Annotated in this window: 16 protein-coding genes; 9 read left to right on the top strand and 7 right to left on the bottom strand. The window is 61.1% G+C overall.

The annotated features are described in order from the left end of the window. Positions 1–179 precede the first annotated feature (179 nt). Complete coding sequence (gene katE, locus BMZ46_RS17560; protein WP_074689752.1) at positions 180–2,321, top strand: catalase HPII; 2,142 nt, start codon at positions 180–182, stop codon at positions 2,319–2,321. A gap of 92 nt (positions 2,322–2,413) precedes the next feature. Here the strand turns inward: katE and BMZ46_RS17555 are convergent, their stop codons facing one another. From BMZ46_RS17555 to zur, 4 genes are read right to left on the bottom strand one after another with little or no spacing between them, the layout of a single operon-like run. Then, the gene (locus BMZ46_RS17555) at positions 2,414–3,127 is read right to left on the bottom strand and encodes a PA5502 family lipoprotein (RefSeq protein ID WP_064592487.1); all 714 of its coding nucleotides are present in this window, start codon (positions 3,125–3,127) and stop codon (positions 2,414–2,416) included. Positions 3,128–3,164: 37 nt separating this feature from the next. Then, positions 3,165–3,953 carry a zinc ABC transporter permease subunit ZnuB gene (gene znuB / locus BMZ46_RS17550; protein WP_007954005.1) on the bottom strand — a complete coding sequence of 263 codons (789 nt, stop codon included), beginning with the start codon at positions 3,951–3,953 and terminating at the stop codon, positions 3,165–3,167. Beyond that, complete coding sequence (znuC, locus tag BMZ46_RS17545; RefSeq protein ID WP_039764852.1) at positions 3,946–4,731, bottom strand: zinc ABC transporter ATP-binding protein ZnuC; 786 nt, start codon at positions 4,729–4,731, stop codon at positions 3,946–3,948. The genes znuB and znuC overlap by 8 nt, the downstream gene beginning before the upstream one ends. Continuing rightward, positions 4,731–5,213, bottom strand: a complete 483-nt coding sequence (zur, locus tag BMZ46_RS17540; protein ID WP_011331783.1) for a zinc uptake transcriptional repressor Zur — start codon at positions 5,211–5,213, stop codon at positions 4,731–4,733. Before zur ends, znuC begins: the two co-directional genes overlap by 1 nt. A 57-nt stretch (positions 5,214–5,270) precedes the next feature. Here zur and BMZ46_RS17535 point away from each other — a divergent pair, with 57 nt between their 5' ends. Beyond that, positions 5,271–6,200, top strand: coding sequence for a zinc ABC transporter substrate-binding protein (locus BMZ46_RS17535; protein WP_074689753.1), 930 nt, complete (start codon positions 5,271–5,273; stop codon positions 6,198–6,200). Between the two features lie 42 nt (positions 6,201–6,242). Here the strand turns inward: BMZ46_RS17535 and BMZ46_RS17530 are convergent, their stop codons facing one another. Together BMZ46_RS17530 and BMZ46_RS17525 are read right to left on the bottom strand one after the other, a co-directional pair. Beyond that, a complete protein-coding gene (locus BMZ46_RS17530; protein WP_039764854.1) occupies positions 6,243–7,196 on the bottom strand; it encodes a homoserine kinase in 954 nt (317 codons plus the stop codon). 61 nt (positions 7,197–7,257) lie between these two features. Further along, positions 7,258–7,554, bottom strand: coding sequence for a DUF2782 domain-containing protein (locus BMZ46_RS17525; protein WP_074689754.1), 297 nt, complete (start codon positions 7,552–7,554; stop codon positions 7,258–7,260). A 74-nt stretch (positions 7,555–7,628) separates the two neighbouring features. Here BMZ46_RS17525 and polA point away from each other — a divergent pair, with 74 nt between their 5' ends. Next, positions 7,629–10,436 (top strand): DNA polymerase I, encoded by a 2,808-nt coding sequence (polA, locus tag BMZ46_RS17520; RefSeq protein WP_074689755.1) that lies wholly within the window; start codon positions 7,629–7,631, stop codon positions 10,434–10,436. Between the two features lie 414 nt (positions 10,437–10,850). On the opposite strand, the gene yihA is transcribed toward polA, so the two are convergent. Then, positions 10,851–11,495: a ribosome biogenesis GTP-binding protein YihA/YsxC gene (yihA, locus tag BMZ46_RS17515; protein WP_074689756.1), complete on the bottom strand. Its 645-nt coding sequence runs from the start codon at positions 11,493–11,495 to the stop codon at positions 10,851–10,853. A gap of 191 nt (positions 11,496–11,686) precedes the next feature. Here yihA and BMZ46_RS17510 point away from each other — a divergent pair, with 191 nt between their 5' ends. The 6 genes from BMZ46_RS17510 to BMZ46_RS17485 all read left to right on the top strand — a co-directional run bounded on the left by BMZ46_RS17510 (position 11,687) and on the right by BMZ46_RS17485 (position 17,339). Further along, positions 11,687–11,992, top strand: a complete 306-nt coding sequence (locus BMZ46_RS17510) for a c-type cytochrome (RefSeq protein WP_074689757.1) — start codon at positions 11,687–11,689, stop codon at positions 11,990–11,992. 32 nt (positions 11,993–12,024) lie between these two features. Further along, positions 12,025–12,636 carry a c-type cytochrome gene (locus BMZ46_RS17505; RefSeq protein ID WP_039764863.1) on the top strand — a complete coding sequence of 204 codons (612 nt, stop codon included), beginning with the start codon at positions 12,025–12,027 and terminating at the stop codon, positions 12,634–12,636. A 200-nt stretch (positions 12,637–12,836) separates the two neighbouring features. Beyond that, positions 12,837–13,478, top strand: a complete 642-nt coding sequence (locus BMZ46_RS17500; RefSeq protein ID WP_039764866.1) for a thiol:disulfide interchange protein DsbA/DsbL — start codon at positions 12,837–12,839, stop codon at positions 13,476–13,478. A 14-nt stretch (positions 13,479–13,492) separates the two neighbouring features. Continuing rightward, positions 13,493–14,371 carry an endonuclease/exonuclease/phosphatase family protein gene (locus tag BMZ46_RS17495; protein WP_074689758.1) on the top strand — a complete coding sequence of 293 codons (879 nt, stop codon included), beginning with the start codon at positions 13,493–13,495 and terminating at the stop codon, positions 14,369–14,371. Then, a complete protein-coding gene (locus tag BMZ46_RS17490; RefSeq protein ID WP_074689759.1) occupies positions 14,368–16,458 on the top strand; it encodes a GGDEF domain-containing protein in 2,091 nt (696 codons plus the stop codon). Before BMZ46_RS17495 ends, BMZ46_RS17490 begins: the two co-directional genes overlap by 4 nt. A 101-nt stretch (positions 16,459–16,559) precedes the next feature. Further along, positions 16,560–17,339: an N-acetylmuramoyl-L-alanine amidase gene (locus BMZ46_RS17485; RefSeq protein ID WP_039764871.1), complete on the top strand. Its 780-nt coding sequence runs from the start codon at positions 16,560–16,562 to the stop codon at positions 17,337–17,339. Position 17,340: the final 1 nt, after the last annotated feature.

The raw sequence follows: 17,340 nt of genomic DNA, 5'->3' as shown, positions 1-17,340 counted from the left end.
TAGCATTTATTTCGCGAATAACCTTCGATTTGGCAATAACAGGATCAAAGGTCATAAAAAAGGAACGCCCGAAACCCTCATCAGTCACTAATTAAGCGACTTGAAAACCCTGGGTGCCGTGCCTGGGAAACACTCAAGCGTTCCGGGGCAATCCCGGGACAAACAGGAGTTCATGACTGATGAGTACCAAGAAACCTGCCAATGACAAAAGCCAACTGGCCGGCACCGATACCCCGGATCGCGCCAACACCAATGCCAAACTCGACAGCCTGGAGAAGTTTCGCTCCGACGCTACCGGTCAGGCCCTGCGCACCAATCAGGGCGTGAAAATTGCTGATAACCAGAACACCCTCAAGGCCGGGGCTCGCGGGCCGTCGCTTTTGGAAGACTTCATCATGCGTGAAAAGATCACGCACTTTGACCATGAACGGATTCCCGAGCGCATCGTCCACGCCCGCGGCACCGGCGCCCATGGTTTCTTTCAGAGCTACGAGAACCATTCGACGCTGACCAAGGCCGGTTTCCTGCAGGATCCGGGGAAGAAAACCCCGGTGTTCGTGCGCTTTTCCACGGTCCAGGGGCCGCGTGGTTCCGGTGACACCGTGCGTGACGTGCGTGGTTTTGCCGTGAAGTTCTTCACCGACGAAGGCAACTTCGATCTGGTCGGCAACAACATGCCGGTGTTCTTCATTCAGGACGCGATCAAGTTTCCAGACTTCGTCCACGCGGTGAAACCCGAACCGCATAACGAAATCCCCACCGGCGGCTCGGCTCACGACACGTTCTGGGATTTTGTGTCGCTGGTACCGGAATCGGCGCACATGGTGATCTGGGCCATGTCCGATCGGGCCATCCCGAAAAGCCTGCGCAGCATGCAGGGCTTCGGCGTGCACACCTTCCGGCTGATCAACGCCGAGGGTAAATCGCGCTTCGTCAAATTCCACTGGCGCCCTACTGCCGGCACTTGTTCGCTGGTATGGGACGAGGCGCAGAAGCTCGCCGGTAAAGACACCGACTACCACCGGCGCGATCTGTGGGAAGCCATCGAGATGGGTGACTACCCGGAATGGGAACTCGGCGTTCAGGTCATCGAAGAGGAAAACGAGCACGACTTCGATTTCGACATCCTTGACCCGACCAAACTGATTCCCGAAGAAATCGTTCCGATCACGCCGCTGGGCAAGATGACCCTCAACCGCAACCCGGACAACTTCTTTGCCGAAACCGAGCAGGTCGCTTTCTGCCCCGGCCATATCGTGCCGGGCATCGACTTCTCGAATGACCCGCTGCTACAAGGCCGGCTGTTTTCCTACACCGACACGCAGATCAGCCGACTCGGCGGGCCGAACTTTCATGAGTTGCCGATCAATCGCCCAGTGGCACCGTTCCACAACGGCCAGCGCGATGCCCAGCACCGTACAGTGATCGACAAGGGCCGCGCGTCCTACGAACCCAATTCCATCGATGGCGGCTGGCCGAAGGAAACCCCACCGGCGGCGCAGGACGGCGGGTTCGAAAGCTATCCGGAGCGCATCGATGCCAACAAGATCCGTCAGCGCAGCGAGTCGTTCAGCGACCACTTCTCCCAGGCGCGGCTGTTCTTCAACAGCATGAGCCCGCACGAGAAAGAGCACATCATCGCCGCCTACAGTTTCGAACTCGGCAAGGTTGAGCGTGAGTTCATCCGGGCGCGGCAAGTGAACGAGATTCTCGCCAACATCGATCTGGAGCTGGCCAAACGCGTGGCGGCCAACCTGGGTCTGCCAGCGCCAGGCAAAGGTACCGTGGACGTGCCTGAAACATCACTGGATCGTTCGCCGGCGCTGAGTCAGGCCAACCTGCTGCCGGAGAACATCAAGACACGAAAAGTTGCGATCCTTGCGGCCAACGGCGTCGATGGTGCGGCGATTGATGCGATGAAGAAGGCGCTGGCGGCAGAAGGTGCGCACGCCAAACTGCTTGGTCCGACTTCGGCGCCGGTGAAGACCGCCGATGGCAAAACCCTGGCGGTAGATGCGTCGATGGAAGGTTTGCCTTCGATTGCGTTCGATGCGGTATTCGTGCCGGGTGGCGCAGCGTCGGTTAAAGCGTTGAGCGGTGACGGCGTGGCGTTGCATTACCTGCTGGAGGCGTACAAGCACTTGAAGGCGATTGCGCTGCATGGCGAGGCCAAACAGTTGCTGGACGTGTTGAAGCTGGAAACGGATGCGGGGTTGGTCGAAGGCAAGGATGTAGGCGCGCTGACCCAGCCATTCTTTGCTGCGATCGGGCAGCATCGGGTCTGGGATCGGGAGCCTAAGGCCAAGGCGATTCCGGCTTGATAGTTTTGTAATTTCTGAAACAGTCATCGCGAGCAGGCTCGCTCCCACAGGAATCATGTTGTACCTGTGGGAGCGAGCCTGCTCGCGATTTTTTATGGTTTACGAGGACTCAAAACCACTTGAGCGGGAACGCTGCGCAGGATCTGCTTTTTGATTTGCAGATCGAAGTCCGGATCAAGCTTCTTAACGCGCTTGGTGATCAACGTCGCCAGCCACGGGTAATCATTGGTGCGCGGGGCCTGAATGCTCACCGCACAGTCGTAATTCACCACATCGGCGGCGATCGCATCCAGCTGGCGGCGAAGTTTGCGGCTATCGGTGATATTCAGCGCAACCGTGGTGCTCTCGGCAGTCGGATCGATCACTTTGGCCTTCGGCTTGGCTTCAGCGGCTTGCAGCGCCGCTTCGGCTTTCTCCAGTTCAGCCTTGCGCGCTTCGGTGATCGCGCCATTGACGCCACCGGTCAGTGCCGGGGCCTTGGGCATCAGCACGCGGGCACGGGCCAACGCGGTTGCGGCCGCATTCACATCGCCCTTCTGCAGGACGATCTGGCTGCGGCGCAGATAGGCTTCGGCCAACTGACGCTGGTATTGCTCAAGGGATTGATCGTTGGGTGTTTCGGCCTGCAAGGCTGCCAATTGGTCTTCGGCAGTGGCCAGTTCGCTGCTGGCCAGGCTTTGCTCCAGCTGTGCGATGGCCGTGGCCCGCGCATCGGGGACTTCGGCCACCGGCGGCGTGCTTTGGCAGGCGCCCAGCAGCACTGAAAAGGCCACAAGGAGCAGATAACGGGAGGCGAACGGCTTCATTCCTGCGACTCTCTATTTGCGCAAAAAACGAGCAAGTCTACACCCCTCGACGGGGCAGAACAAAACTCAGCAGAAACAGTGCGGCCGCCGTCACAACGATTGACGGGCCGGCCGGGGTGTCCTTGAACCACGACAACGCCAGCCCGCCACACACGGCGAGCATGCCCAGCACACTCGCGCCCAGTGCCATCTGCTCCGGCGAACGGGCGTGACGTTGTGCCGCAGCCGCCGGGATGATCAACAGCGACGTGATCAGCAACACACCGACGATTTTCATCGCCACTGCGATCACGACTGCGATCAACAGCATCAGCGCCATGCGCAAACCGGCCACCGGCAGACCTTCGACTTTGGCCAGTTCTTCGTGCACGGTGATTGCCAGCAGCGGGCGCCACAGCGTCACCAGCAACACCAGCACCGCCGCGCTGCCGCCGAGGATCCACGCCAGATCGGTCGGGCTGATCGCCAGCAGGTCGCCGAACAGATAGGCCATCAGGTCGATCCGCACTTCATGCATGAAGCTTAGTACCACCAGCCCGAGAGAGAGCGTGCTCGGTGCAAGAATGCCCAACAGCGTGTCGGACGCCAGTGGCTGGCGCTGTTGCAAAGTCACCAGCAACACCGCCAGCAGCAGGCAGCCCACAGTCACCGCAACGGTCGGGCTGACATCCAGCAGAAAGCCCAGCGCCACGCCGAGCAGTGCGGCGTGGGACAGCGTGTCGCCAAAATAGGCCATGCGCCGCCAGACCACGAACGAGCCCAGCGGCCCCGCGACCACCGCCAGCGCCAGACCTGCAAGCAGGGCGTAGAACAGAAAATCAGCCATGCTTGCAGCTATCTCCGTGAACGTGAGGTTGGCCCGTCAAAGGCCCCTTGACCACCGAACCGTGCAGGTCGTGGGCATGGTCATGATGGTGGTGATAGATCGCCAGGCTCGGCGCATTGTTGCCGAACAGCTCGACAAAAGCCGGATCGCCACTGACCTGCTCGGGATGCCCGGAGCAGCAGACGTGACGGTTGAGGCACACCACCTGATCGGTGGTGCTCATCACCAGATGCAGATCGTGGGACACCATCAGCACACCGCAACCGTGACGGTCGCGCAGACGGGTGATCAGGCTGTACAGCTCGGCTTGCCCGGCAACATCGACGCCCTGCACCGGCTCGTCGAGCACCAGCAGTTCCGGCTCGCGAAGCAGTGCCCGAGCCAACAGCACGCGCTGCATTTCACCGCCGGAAACGCTTTGCACCGGGCTGTCGATGACGTGCTCGGCGCCGACTTCCTTGAGTGCCGCCAGCGCACGCGGGCGATCGACGCCCGGCACCAGCCGCAGAAAGCGCAGCACCGACAGCGGCAAGGTCGGATCGACGTGGAGTTTTTGCGGCATGTAACCGACGCGCAGCTTCGGCTTGCGCCAGACGCTGCCGCTGTCGGGTTTCAGCAGCCCGAGCACGGCGCGCACCAGCGTGGTCTTGCCGGCGCCGTTGGGGCCGATCAGGGTGACGATCTGCCCCGGTTCGACGCTCAGGTGAATGTTGTCCAGCACGTTCTGCCCGGCAAACCGGACCGCCACCTGCTCCAGACGGATCAGCGCATCGCTCATCAAGCCCCCCGGCAACCGGAGCAGAGGCCGACCACTTCGACGGTCTGGGCCTCGACGATGAAGCCGACGTCCTTGGCGCTGTGGACAATCGCATCGCTGATGGTTTTTTGCTCAAGTTCGATGGCGGCATGGCATTCGCGGCAAATCAGGAACTGGCCCTGGTGCGAATGTTTCGGGTGAACACAGCCAACGAAGGCGTTGAGCGAGGAAATGCGGTGCACCAGACCGTTTTCCAGCAGGAAATCCAGCGCCCGGTACACGGTTGGCGGCGCGGCGCGGCGGCCGTCCTGCTCGCTGAGCACGGCCAGAATGTCGTAGGCGCCCAGCGGCTTGTGGCTTTGCCAGACCAGTTCCAGCACCCGCCGGCGCAACGCGGTCAGGCGCAAGCCTTTCTGTGCACACAGGGCATCGGCCTCGGACAGCGCGCTGTGAACGCAGTGCGAGTGGTCGTGAGGACGGCTGGCAATCGGTGTAATAGGCATGAGCGGCGACGAGTTTGGTTAGAGACGTTATTATGTTACCCGTTCTCGCCTCATTGAGTGGTCATCGTGTCCCGACTTTTTTCTGTTTTTGTCGTATTCATCACCGGTTTTCTGCTGATCGGTCCGGCTCAGGCCGAGGTCAGAGTCCTCACCAGCATCAAGCCCCTGCAACTGATTGCCGCTGCGGTGCAGGACGGCGTGGCTATTCCCGAAGTGCTGCTGCCACCGGGGGCTTCGCCACATAACTACGCGTTGCGTCCGTCCGACGTGCGCAAGGTGCAATCGGTGGACCTGCTGTACTGGATCGGCCCGGACATGGAAAGTTTCCTGCCTCGCGTGCTGAACGGTCGTACGTTGCCGAGCGTCGCGGTACAGGACCTGCCTGGCATGAAACTGCGCCGCTTCGCCGCAGACAGTCATTCCCATGCCGAAGAAGCCGACGAACACGACCACGATCATCGTCCGGGCAGCCTCGATGCGCATCTCTGGCTATCGCCGGTGAACGCGCGGGTTATTGCCGACAAAATGGCTGCTGACTTGAGCGCCGCAGACCCGGCCAATGCCGAGCGCTATCAGAGCAACGCCAAGGCGTTCGATGAACGTCTGGATGCACTGGATCAGCGCTTGAAGAAACGTCTGGCCGGTATTGAAGGCAAACCCTACTTCGTCTTCCACGAAGCCTTCGACTACTTCGAGGAGGCCTACGGCTTGAAGCACACCGGCGTGTTCAGCGTAGCGGCGGAAGTGCAGCCGGGCGCCCAGCATGTGGCGGCGATGCGCGCGCGCTTGCAGGAAGTCGGCAAGACCTGCGTGTTCAGTGAGCCGCCGCTACGTCCACGTCTCGCCGAGACCCTGGTGGCAGGCCTGCCGGTGAAACTGGCGGAACTGGATGCGCTGGGCGGGTACACGCCAGCGACGGCTCAGGGTTACGAGCAAGTGCTGGAGAAGCTGGGGAATGATCTGGCGGGTTGTCTCGAATCGCTCTGATACAAAAAAAACCGCAGCCTGTGCAGGCTGCGGTTTTTTCTTTTACAGGGCGAAAGGTAGCGGCGTATTGACCGTCTGACGCTGCGCCAGCCGCTGCTCGAACTCTTTCGGATCGTGAATCAGCACGTCCTGCCCGGCGAACGATTCCGCCGCAATCAGGCGGGATAGCCAGAACCGCACGCACGCCACTCGCAGCATGGTCGGCCACAGTTCGGCTTCGGCCGCCGTGAAAGGTCGCAATGCCGCGTAGGCGCCAAGGAAGGCCCGTGCACGCGGGCCGTCGATCAGGCCGTCATCGTCCGAGCACCAGTCGTTCAGGGCAATCGCCACGTCATAGAGCATCGGCCCGGAGCAGGCGTTGTAGAAGTCGATCAGCCCGGTCAGGTGCGTGCCTTCGAACATTGCGTTGTCGCGAAACAGGTCGGCGTGGATATTTGCCCGAGGCAGCGCGAGAATTTTCTCTTTCTGTTGGGTGATTTCGTCCAGCGCGGTTTGCAGCAGCGCACGCGGCGCGTCGCTCAGGTGCGAAAGAAACTGTGTGCCTTCTTCCAGCATCCAGTCCAGACCACGATCGGTCTTGCGCTTGATCATGTTGTCGCCCTGGGTCGCCAGGTGCAGGTGCGCCTGCAAGTCACCGACCTGCGCGCAATGCTGGGCATTGGCCTGCTTGATGTGCTTGCCGGCCAGGCGCGGTTGCAGCAGCGCCGGCTTGCCTTTCAGCTCGCGCAGGGCCACGCCGTCGGTGGTCCGCAGTGCGTAAGGCACCGGCAGGTCGGCTTCGTGGAGGACGTCGAGCAGGTCGATGAAGAACGGCATTTCCTGCACCGGGCCGCGCTCGACCAGGGTCAGGACGAACTCGCCCTTTTCCATGCTGATGAAGAAGTTGGTGTTTTCGCTGCCGGCGGCGATCCCCTGGAAATCGAGCAGACGGCCGAGCCCGTATGGGGCGAGAAAGGTTTCCAGCTCGGGCCGAGCCAGGGGGGTGAACACAGACATGGTTAAAAACTGCTCAGTTCTGGCGCCGCCATCAAACGGCGCCGATTAAAAGTCAGGAAACTTACTTCCAGGTAAAGATTTCCCACGACGGAATAAGCATATCCGGCTGGTCGGACCGGATGTAGTTCGCGTCCGAACCATCGGCGCGCACCAGGAAATAGGGTTTACCGCCCTTCGGTGTGACCTTGATCGCGTAGACGAATCCACTGCGGCTGTATTCCTGAATGACCTTGTCGCCTTCCGTGTGCGTGCTAATGGTAACTTCCGGCTCCGACGATGGCGCATCATCCGCCGCGATCGCGGCCAGCGGTGAAACAGCAATCAGACTGACCAGCAGCAAGCGATTTAACGTACGCATGATAACCTTGTCCCTTTGTCGTCAACGGTCCCGCTATTCTAGCGCCGGGCCCGCCGAAAAGGTTGATTCTGCTCATGAGCCAAGCCCCCCTCGTCCTGGTGGACGGTTCGTCTTACCTGTACCGCGCCTTTCACGCGCTGCCACCGCTGACCACCTCCAAAGGCCTGCCGACCGGTGCGGTCAAAGGCGTGCTGAACATGCTCAAGAGCCTGCGCAAGCAGTATCCGGACAGCCCGTTCGCCGTGGTGTTCGACGCCAAGGGTGGGACATTTCGCGATGAGATGTACGCCGAATACAAAGCCAACCGCCCAAGCATGCCCGACGACATGCGCGTGCAGATCGAGCCGCTGCACCAGAGCGTGATCGCCCTCGGTTTCCCGCTGCTGTGCGTCGAAGGCGTCGAGGCCGATGACGTGATCGGCACCCTGGCCCGCAGCAGCGCGGCCGCCGATCGTCCGGTGATCATCTCCACCGGCGACAAGGACATGGCGCAACTGGTCGACGGCCACATTACCTTGGTCAACACCATGTCCGGTAGTTCGATGGACGTGGAGGGCGTGAAGGAGAAATTCGGCGTCGCTCCGGAGCAGATCATCGATTATCTGGCCCTGATGGGCGATTCTTCCGACAACATCCCCGGCGTTCCCGGCATCGGTCCGAAGACCGCTTCCGGCCTGCTGGTAGGCGTCAACGGTGGCCTGACCGAGCTGTACGCGCAGCTCGACATCGTGCCGACCCTGCCGATTCGCGGCGCCAAGACGCTGCCGGCCAAGCTCGAAGAGCACAAGGAGATGGCGTTCCTCTCCTATCAACTGGCGACCATCAAGGTCGACGTGCCGCTGGATATCGGCCTCGAGGACCTGCAAATGGGTCCGGAGGACCCGGCCAAACTTTACGAGCTGTACACCCTGCTGGAATTCAAGAGCTGGCTGAATGACCTGGATCGCGATGCCAAGCGCCAGGAACTGAGCGCTGCTGCCGAGCCTGCGCCGGCCGGCGATCTGTTCAGTGCGCCTGCCGAAGAGGAAGCGCCCGCCGCTCCGGCTGAAGCCGCGTACGAAACCATCCTCGATCAGGCGCGATTCGACGTCTGGCTGGAAAAACTGAAGAACGCCAAGCTGTTCGCCTTCGACACCGAAACCACCGGGATCGACGCGCAGCAGGCGCAACTGGTCGGGCTTTCCTTCGCGGTACAGGCCAACGAAGCGGCGTACATCCCGCTGACCCATTCCTACATCGGCGTGCCGGAGCAGTTGGATCGCGACACTGTGCTGCGCGCACTCAAGCCGATCCTTGAAGATCCGAACAAACTCAAGGTCGGCCAACACGCCAAGTTCGACATGAACATCCTGGCCAACTGCGCCATTGGCGGCGATCAGAATGAAGGCATCACTGTGCGCGGGATTGCCTTCGACACGATGCTTGAGTCCTACGTGCTCAACTCCACCGCCACCCGTCACGACATGGACAGCCTGGCGCAGAAATACCTGGACCACACCACCGTGAGCTTCCAGGACATCGCCGGCAAAGGCGCCAAGCAGCTGACCTTCGACCAGATCGCTCTGGAACAGGCCGGGCCGTATGCCGCCGAAGATGCCGACGTGACCCTGCGCCTGCACCAGACGCTGTTCGAAAAACTCAGCGCCATCCCGAGCCTGGCCAGCGTGCTGACCGACATCGAGATCCCGCTGGTGCCAGTGCTCGCTCGCATCGAGCGCCAGGGCGCGTTCGTCGATGCTGACCTGCTCGGCATCCAGAGCATTGAGCTGGGCGACAAGATGGTCGCGCTGGAACGTGAAGCCTTCGAGATCGCCGGTGAAGAATTCAACCTCGGCTCGCCAAAGCAACTGGGCGTGATCCTCTACGAAAAACTTGGCCTGCCAGTGCTGAAGAAGACCGCCAAGGGCCAGCCGTCCACCGCCGAAGAAGTGCTGGCGAAACTGGCCGAAGACGATCACCGCTTGCCGAAAGTGCTCATGGAACACCGTTCCATGAGCAAGCTGAAAAGCACCTACACCGATCGCCTGCCGGAGCAGATCAATCCGCGTACCGGGCGTATCCACACCTCGTACCATCAGGCCGTCGCGTCGACCGGACGCCTGTCGTCGAGCGATCCGAATCTGCAGAACATCCCGGTGCGCACCGCCGAGGGCCGACGCATCCGTCAAGCGTTCGTCGCGCCGAAAGGCTATAAACTGCTGGCGGCGGACTACTCGCAAATTGAACTGCGAATCATGGCCCACCTGTCCCGCGACGAAGGGCTGATGAATGCCTTCCGCAACAACCTGGACGTGCACACCGCCACCGCGGCCGAAGTATTCAAGGTCGAGCTCAACGAAGTGACGTCCGACCAGCGCCGGAGCGCCAAGGCGATCAACTTCGGCCTGATCTACGGCATGGGCGCGCAGAAGCTGGGCAAGGACATCGGCGTCGACACCAAGACCGCCAAGGCCTACATCGACACCTACTTCGCGCGTTACCCGGGCGTTCGCGAGTACATGGATCGCACCCGCGCGCAGGCGGCCGATCAGGGCTTCGTGGAAACGATCTTCGGTCGTCGTCTGTATCTGCCGGAAATCAACTCGAACAAGCCGCAGGATCGCGCGGCCGCCGAACGCACGGCGATCAACGCGCCGATGCAGGGCACCGCAGCAGACATCATCAAGAAAGCCATGGTGGCGGTGGATAACTGGCTGAGCGCTTCCGGGCTGGACGCCAAAGTCATCCTGCAGGTGCACGACGAACTGGTGCTGGAGGTTCGCGAGGATCTGGTCGATCAGGTTCGCGAAGAAATTCGCGTGCACATGAGCGAAGCGGCAAAACTGGACGTGCCGTTGCTGGTGGAAGTGGGAGTTGGCAACAACTGGGACGAGGCGCACTGAGGCCTCTGGGACGCGGCTTTGCTGCGACCGAGCGTCGCGGCAAAAGCACCGAAAACCGCTTAGGCCTGATCGTTCTTGAGTTTATTCCAAAGTTTTTTGAAAAGATTCTGAACTAATCTTGCGACAGGGCACTCAGAGATACTGAATGGCTGGTGAAGCCCTTCGATGCTCCTATGTTGTGTTAAGTGTTGGCAGATATCTGAACCCCGCCCTAGCGGTTCGGAACTTAAACCCCGGAACTTCTCCCTCCCCATATGAAGTCCGGGGCTTTTTTTTGCCTCAAAATTGGCTGTAGCGCGGTCATGCTGCGTTAAAAGCGTTAGTAAAAATGCTCATTTAGGTCCCCTAAACTCCGCTTTTTACTAACACTTTTGCCTTGCCTGACCGCACTACAGCCAATTTTCCATATCCTTATTATTCAGCCGCTGCTTCCGCGCCTTTATCGGCCAGTTCCATCCAGCCTGCCAACACAGTGTAGGCCTCTTCCAGACCCATGCGTTTTGGGGCGGAGAACAGCTGGATAGTCACTTGATCGCCCCACCCCTTACGGATTTCCGACTGCACCTTGAGCAGCGTGTTCTTGGCTGCGCCGTAGGTCAGTTTGTCGGCCTTGGTCAGCAGGATGTGCATCGGCATGCCGGCGGCAACGGCCCAGTCGAGCATCAGCAGGTCGAAATCGGTCATTGGATGACGGATGTCCATCATCAGAATCAAACCCTTCAAACTCTCGCGGCCACCGAGGTAAGCCTCGAGGTGACGCTGCCAGTGCTGCTTGAGCGGGATCGGTACTTTTGCATAACCGTAACCCGGGAGGTCGACCAGACGCCGTTCATCGTCTAGCTTGAAGAAGTTCAACAGCTGTGTGCGACCCGGGGTTTTCGAGGTGCGCGCCAGGCTGGCGTGAGTCAGAGTGTTCAGCGCGCTGGATTTACCGGCGTTGGAACGACCGGCGAACGCCACTTCGAAGCCTTCGTCGTCGGGGCACTGATCGACTTTGGCGGCACTGAGCATGAACGTGGACTGTTGGCACAGGCCGAGGATGGGATTATTGAGTTGCATGGGATTTCCGATGTGGGCGGCGCCGGGATTAGGCGCGGAACGCGGTGTCGCTTCCGTTTCAGTGACGCCAGTATATAATGCCGCAGATTTTGTGTGTGCTTTGTCCCAGCGAAGGATGAAGTTCACGAGAGCGACAGACCTTGATTGCGCATTAGAACGCAGAACGCTCTCAACCCTGAAAAGGTCGTTTTATGACGAAATGGCTGCTGGCTGCCGGAGTCTTGATGCCGCTTTACAGCGCACAGGCTACACAGGATCCGGAAGCCGTGTACAACCGTGTTTGTGGAGCCTGTCATTCCGGCCAACTACCCATGGCGCCCAAAAGAGGCGATCAGGAAGATTGGACGCCGAGGTTGGCGAAAGGTATGGAGACGCTGGTGCAACACGTGACCCAGGGTTTCAAGGCGATGCCGCCGCGTGGTTTGTGCATGGACTGCAGTGCCGAGGATTACCAGGCCCTCATCCTCTGGATGAGCGAGAGTAAGCCCGGTCCATAACTCTTAACCCTTAGCCGTAGTTGGATTAGCTGATGAACAAACTGATCGTGAGTCTGCTGTTGACCGTGGGAATCTCAGGCTTCGCCCATGCCGCAGGCGATGCAGCCGCAGGCCAGGCGAAAGCTGCCGTATGCGGCGCCTGCCATGGCCCGGATGGCAACAGCATGGCGCCAAACTTTCCAAAGCTGGCCGGACAGGGTGAACGCTACCTGACCAAGCAATTGCACGATATCAAGTCGGGCAAGCGCACCGTTCTGGAAATGACCGGCCTGCTGACCAACCTGAGCGATCAGGACCTGGCCGATATCGCCGCCTACTTCGCCAGCCAGAAAGGCAGCGTCGGCGCCGCCGATCCGAAGATCGTCGCTCGCGGTGAAGCCCTGTTCCGTGGCGGCAACCTCGAGAAAGGCCTGCCAGCCTGCACCGGTTGCCACTCGCCGAACGGCGCCGGCAACGCAGCCGCCGGCTTCCCACACCTGGGTGGCCAACACGCTCAGTACATCGCCAAGCAGCTGACCGATTTCCGCAAGGAAGAAGCCGGCCGCAACAACGACGGCGACGCGATGACCATGCGCACCATCGCCCGCAAGCTGAGTGACGAAGACATTGCGGCAGTCTCCAGCTACATTCAGGGCCTGCACTAAGACACGCGATTCGAGCGTTGCGTGCGATGGCCAACGCCTGCCACGTTAACGCTCGATTAATCCGGCGCAGCAAGTATAAAAAGGGTGGCTTTGGCCGCCCTTTTTTGTGGCCGCTGCCGTTACACTACAGAACTCATGCCCGCCAGGATCTGTCTGAAAACAGGTCGCGCGAGGCGACCAAAATTGTCCAGGAGTAAAGCATGCGTAATCTGATCATCAGCGCCGCCCTCGTCGCTGCCAGCCTGTTCGGCGTGACCGCCCAGGCCGCCGAAGCCCCTGCTGCCCCTTACGTCGAACTGAGCAACCCGGTACCGGTCGCCGTGCCTGGCAAGATCGAAGTGGTCGAGCTGTTCTGGTATGGCTGCCCGCATTGCTACGCGTTCGAGCCGGTGATCAATCCATGGGTTGAAAAACTGCCATCCGACGTCAACTTCGTGCGCATTCCTGCGATGTTCGGTGGCCCGTGGGACGCTCACGGCCAGATGTTCCTGACCCTGGAAGCCATGGGCGTCGAGCACAACGTGCACGCTGCCGTATTCAACGCGATCCAGAAAGAACACAAGAAACTGACCGACAAGAACGACATGGCCGACTTCCTCGCCACTCAAGGCGTGGACAAGGACAAGTTCCTGGCGACCTTCGATTCGTTCGCCATCAAAGGGCAGATCGTGAAAGCCCGCGAACTGGCCAAGAAGTATGAAATCTCCGGTGTTCCAACCATGATCGTCAACGGTAAGTACCGCTTCGACATCGGCTCCGCCGGCGGCGCCGAACAGGCGCTGAAACTGGCTGATCAACTGGTGGCCAAAGAGCGAGCGGCCAACAAGGCAGCCGCCAACTAAGCGCGGCAATCGCCATGCGCCGCTGGGGAACCGATCGCGTCGTTGGCCTGCATGAACCGCAGGTCAACGAGCATCACCTGGAATCGACGGGCCTGCCCGCAGACAGCCGTCTGCGCTTGCTCAGCTTCAATATTCAGGTCGGCATCAGCACCGAGCGCTATCGGCACTACCTGACCCGCAGCTGGCAGCATCTGCTGCCGCACCCCGGGCGCTCCAGCAATCTGCAAAAGATCGGCAATCTGCTCGGCGACTTCGATCTGGTCGCCCTGCAGGAAGCCGATGGCGGCAGCCTGCGTTCAGGCTACGTCAATCAGGTCGAACACCTGGCCCAGCTCGGCGCCTTCCCCTACTGGTATCAACAACTCAATCGCAACCTTGGCCGACTGGCCCAGCACAGCAATGGTGTGCTCAGTCGCCTGCGGCCGTGGGCGATTGAAGACCACCCGCTACCGGGCCCAAAGGGACGCGGGGCGATTCTGGTGCGCTTCGGCGAAGGCCCGGAAGCGCTGGTGGTGGTGATGATGCACCTGGCGCTCGGCGCCCGGGTGCGCAGCATGCAACTGGCCTACATCCGCGAGCTGATCGGCGGCTACAAGCACCAAGTGCTGATGGGCGACATGAACACCCACGCCAGCGATCTGCTGCAACACTCGCCGTTGCGCGACCTCGGCCTGCTCGCCCCGCAACTCGAAGCGACATTCCCCAGCTGGCGCCCCCAGCGCTGCCTGGATCATATTCTGCTCAGCCCGACCCTGACCCTGGAAAAGGTCGAAGTGCTGGCACAACCGATTTCCGATCACCTGCCGGTCGCGGTAGAGATTCGTCTGCCGGGTTCGCTCACGGCCGATGCATTGCCCGCGTTGAGCACTGCCCTTCGCGGAACCCCTGAATGAGCGACGAAGCCCAGCGCTGGAAAGAGAAATACCTCAAAAGCATCGAACAACAGGAAAAGCTCGAACGTCGATGGGACGCCCGGCTCGACCTGCTGCGCCGCGGCCTGGTGCGCAGCACGCTGGCAGCAGAAGGCACCGACCGCGTGGTCGACCAGTGCATGAAAGAAATGCGCGACGTGGTGCGCACCGATGACATGGACGCTGGCCTCGCCGCCCTGCTGCCGCGCCTGGAAAAAGCCGTGCTCGATTCCGAGCAGCGTCGGGAAACCCGGATCGAACAGGTCAGCACCGCACTGACTGCGCTGGTCACTCAGTTGCAATCCCTGCCCCTGCCCCGCGATGTGGCCCAGCCGCTGAAGAAATTCGCCAAGCAGCTGGATGGGCGGGTGAGTCAGGCCAGAGAGATGCCGCTGCTGCTCAGCGAACTCAGCGGCTTGCAGGGCAAGGCCTTGAGCCAGCTGGCAACGCCGGCGGAACCGGGACGCCCGGGCTTGTTGCAGCGCCTGTTCGGCAATCGCGACAGCGAGGAAACGCCTGCTCCAGTGGCTCAAGCCGCTGCGGTCGCACCACCAGCGCAGCCACAGCAAGCGCCCGTCACACATGAAGCTGCGCCAGCGCCGGAAGCGGCTGTTACAAGCGCCGAACCGGTCGCCACTGCGAGCGTCAGCCAAGCACCGGTTGCCGCCCCCGTGGCCGAACCCGCGAAAACTCCAGAGCCACCCCCCGAATATCATGCGGAGCCGGAGGTGGCGGCCTTCGAGCCGGCCAGAATTCTCACCGAATCCCCCTCCGCCCCCAGCGAACCAGAAACCACCGAGCCAGAACCGGAGCCGCAGACCTTCACACCTCCTCCGGTTTTCGCGCCGGCAGTGCCCACGGCCATCAACCCCGACGAACTGATCCACCCCGGCGATACCCCGCCGCCCGTGATCCTCGACAGCCTGCCCCTGCCCGAGCCCATCGCCCAGGCATTGGCCGCCATCGATCCGGAACAATCCGAGCACGACATCCTCTACGCCCTGCCGGACTCGCCGGAGCCGTCCTACAGCTCGGTCGCCAAACACATCGAAGACACGCTGATCGGGCTGCTGGATGACCTGACCTTGCCGGAGCGCCATCGCCCGCAAGCCGAGGCCATGCGCGATCGATTGAAAAACGGCCTGAACTGGTACGAATTGCTGCCGATCCTCGACGATCTCGCGACCTTGATGCTGGCCATTACCGACAGCGGCCAGCACGAATTCGAAGCCTACCTGCAGCAACTCAACGAGCGCCTCGAAGCGTTCCAGAGCAACTTGCAGGCCGCCAGCGAAGGCCACGCCGACAACAGCTCTGCGGCGCGAGCGATGGACACGCAGATCCGCGAACAGGTCGACGGCCTGCAGAACAGCGTGCAGGAAGCGGCCGATCTGGACGATCTCAAGCAAGTGCTGGAAAACCACCTCGAAGGCCTGCTCGGCACCATGGATCAGCACCAGAAGCAGCGCGACGCCCGGGAACAGGAAGTGGCTGGACGCCTGAAAAGCCTGGCCGAACGCGTCGCACACATGGAGCAGGAAGCGCAGGGTTATCGCGAACACCTCGAAGAGCAACGCCAGAAAGCCCTGATCGATCCGCTCACCGGCCTGCCCAACCGCGCCGCCTGGACCGAACGGCTCGAACATGAAATCGCCCAATGGCAGCAGCACGGCAATACCTTGAGCCTGGCCATGCTCGACCTCGATCACTTCAAACGAATCAACGACAACTACGGGCATCTGGCCGGCGACAAGGTCTTGAAAATCATCGCCACGGTGCTGCGCAAGCGTTTGCGCGGCAGTGATTTCATCGCCCGTTTCGGCGGGGAAGAGTTTGTCCTTCTGCTCCCGGCCACCCCGCCGGCGGTCGGCGCCAAACTCCTGGAAACCCTGCGCGCCGCCATCGAAGCCTGCCCGTTTCACTTCAAGGGCGAGCGCGTCACGATCACGGTTTCCATGGGGCTGGCGGCATTCCGGCCGGGAGAACACAGCGATCTGGTGCTCAAAAGAGCCGATCAGGCGCTTTACCGGGCGAAAAACGCAGGGCGTAACCGGGTAGAGCTGGGCTGAGGCAATTGTTCCATATTGTTTAAATCAGCCCTTTAAGCGTCGAAGCGCAAGGCGATACGTTACACTGTTGCATTATCGTCTTGCGTGTACTGCCCTCTGCCATGAAATTTTTCACCCTCCTCGCGTCGCTCCTCTTATTGGCCGGTTGTGCCAGCGGCCCGCGTTTCGACACCAGCCATCCTTCGGTCAATCACGACAGCCGTGTGCAGTTCGTGATCGTGCACTACACCTCCGCCTCGCTCGAACGCTCACTGCAATTGCTGACCCACGGCGAAGTCAGCAGCCATTACCTGATCGGCGATGACAAGAACGCCACCATCTATAAGCTGATGGACGAAAACCTGCGCGCATGGCACGCCGGCGAAAGCGAATGGCAAGGCCGTACCTGGCTCAACTCCAGCTCGATCGGCATCGAAATCGTCAATCCGGGCTTCAAGGACACACCGACCGGTCGCCTCTGGTATCCCTACAGCGAAGCCCAGGTGCAATCGTTGATCGTCCTGCTCAAGGACATCAGCAAACGCCAGGGCATCAGCCCGCGCCACATCATCGGCCATAGCGACATCGCCCCGTTGCGCAAGCTCGACCCGGGGCCGCTGTTCCCCTGGAAGCGACTGGCGGCCGAGGGGCTGGGGCTCTGGCCCGACGAGCAAGCCGTGGCACGCCAGCAAGCGCAGTTCGACGCCGAGCTGCCGAGCATCACCTGGTTCCAGAGCCAACTGGCACGCCTGGGCTACTCGACGCCGCAAACCGGTGAGCTGGATGTAGCGACCCGCCATGTACTCGCGGCCTTCCAGATGCACTACCGCCCTGCGCGCTTTGACGGCACGCCGGATGCGCAAACGGCAGCGTTGCTGCTGGTGCTGAATCAGACAAAATAAT

It is taken from the genome of Pseudomonas sp. NFIX49 (genome assembly GCF_900115915.1).
Classification (GTDB): domain Bacteria; phylum Pseudomonadota; class Gammaproteobacteria; order Pseudomonadales; family Pseudomonadaceae; genus Aquipseudomonas; species Aquipseudomonas pharyngis.
Note: the sequence above shows the minus strand (reverse complement) of the source record. Positions and strands in the feature narration are given on the sequence as shown.

What these genes read in the sequence shown, in the direction of transcription:
- BMZ46_RS17510 (WP_074689757.1), top strand. Translation starts at nt 11,687, where the DNA reads ATGACGAAATGGCTGCTGGCTGCCGGAGTCTTGATGCCGCTTTACAGC.
- BMZ46_RS17525 (WP_074689754.1), bottom strand. Translation starts at nt 7,554, where the DNA reads ATGCGTACGTTAAATCGCTTGCTGCTGGTCAGTCTGATTGCTGTTTCA.
- BMZ46_RS17555 (WP_064592487.1), bottom strand. Translation starts at nt 3,127, where the DNA reads ATGAAGCCGTTCGCCTCCCGTTATCTGCTCCTTGTGGCCTTTTCAGTG.
- yihA (WP_074689756.1), bottom strand. Translation starts at nt 11,495, where the DNA reads ATGCAACTCAATAATCCCATCCTCGGCCTGTGCCAACAGTCCACGTTC.
- BMZ46_RS17500 (WP_039764866.1), top strand. Translation starts at nt 12,837, where the DNA reads ATGCGTAATCTGATCATCAGCGCCGCCCTCGTCGCTGCCAGCCTGTTC.
- BMZ46_RS17530 (WP_039764854.1), bottom strand. Translation starts at nt 7,196, where the DNA reads ATGTCTGTGTTCACCCCCCTGGCTCGGCCCGAGCTGGAAACCTTTCTC.
- znuB (WP_007954005.1), bottom strand. Translation starts at nt 3,953, where the DNA reads ATGGCTGATTTTCTGTTCTACGCCCTGCTTGCAGGTCTGGCGCTGGCG.
- katE (WP_074689752.1), top strand. Translation starts at nt 180, where the DNA reads ATGAGTACCAAGAAACCTGCCAATGACAAAAGCCAACTGGCCGGCACC.
- BMZ46_RS17485 (WP_039764871.1), top strand. Translation starts at nt 16,560, where the DNA reads ATGAAATTTTTCACCCTCCTCGCGTCGCTCCTCTTATTGGCCGGTTGT.
- zur (WP_011331783.1), bottom strand. Translation starts at nt 5,213, where the DNA reads ATGCCTATTACACCGATTGCCAGCCGTCCTCACGACCACTCGCACTGC.
- polA (WP_074689755.1), top strand. Translation starts at nt 7,629, where the DNA reads ATGAGCCAAGCCCCCCTCGTCCTGGTGGACGGTTCGTCTTACCTGTAC.
- znuC (WP_039764852.1), bottom strand. Translation starts at nt 4,731, where the DNA reads ATGAGCGATGCGCTGATCCGTCTGGAGCAGGTGGCGGTCCGGTTTGCC.
- BMZ46_RS17505 (WP_039764863.1), top strand. Translation starts at nt 12,025, where the DNA reads ATGAACAAACTGATCGTGAGTCTGCTGTTGACCGTGGGAATCTCAGGC.
- BMZ46_RS17490 (WP_074689759.1), top strand. Translation starts at nt 14,368, where the DNA reads ATGAGCGACGAAGCCCAGCGCTGGAAAGAGAAATACCTCAAAAGCATC.
- BMZ46_RS17495 (WP_074689758.1), top strand. Translation starts at nt 13,493, where the DNA reads ATGCGCCGCTGGGGAACCGATCGCGTCGTTGGCCTGCATGAACCGCAG.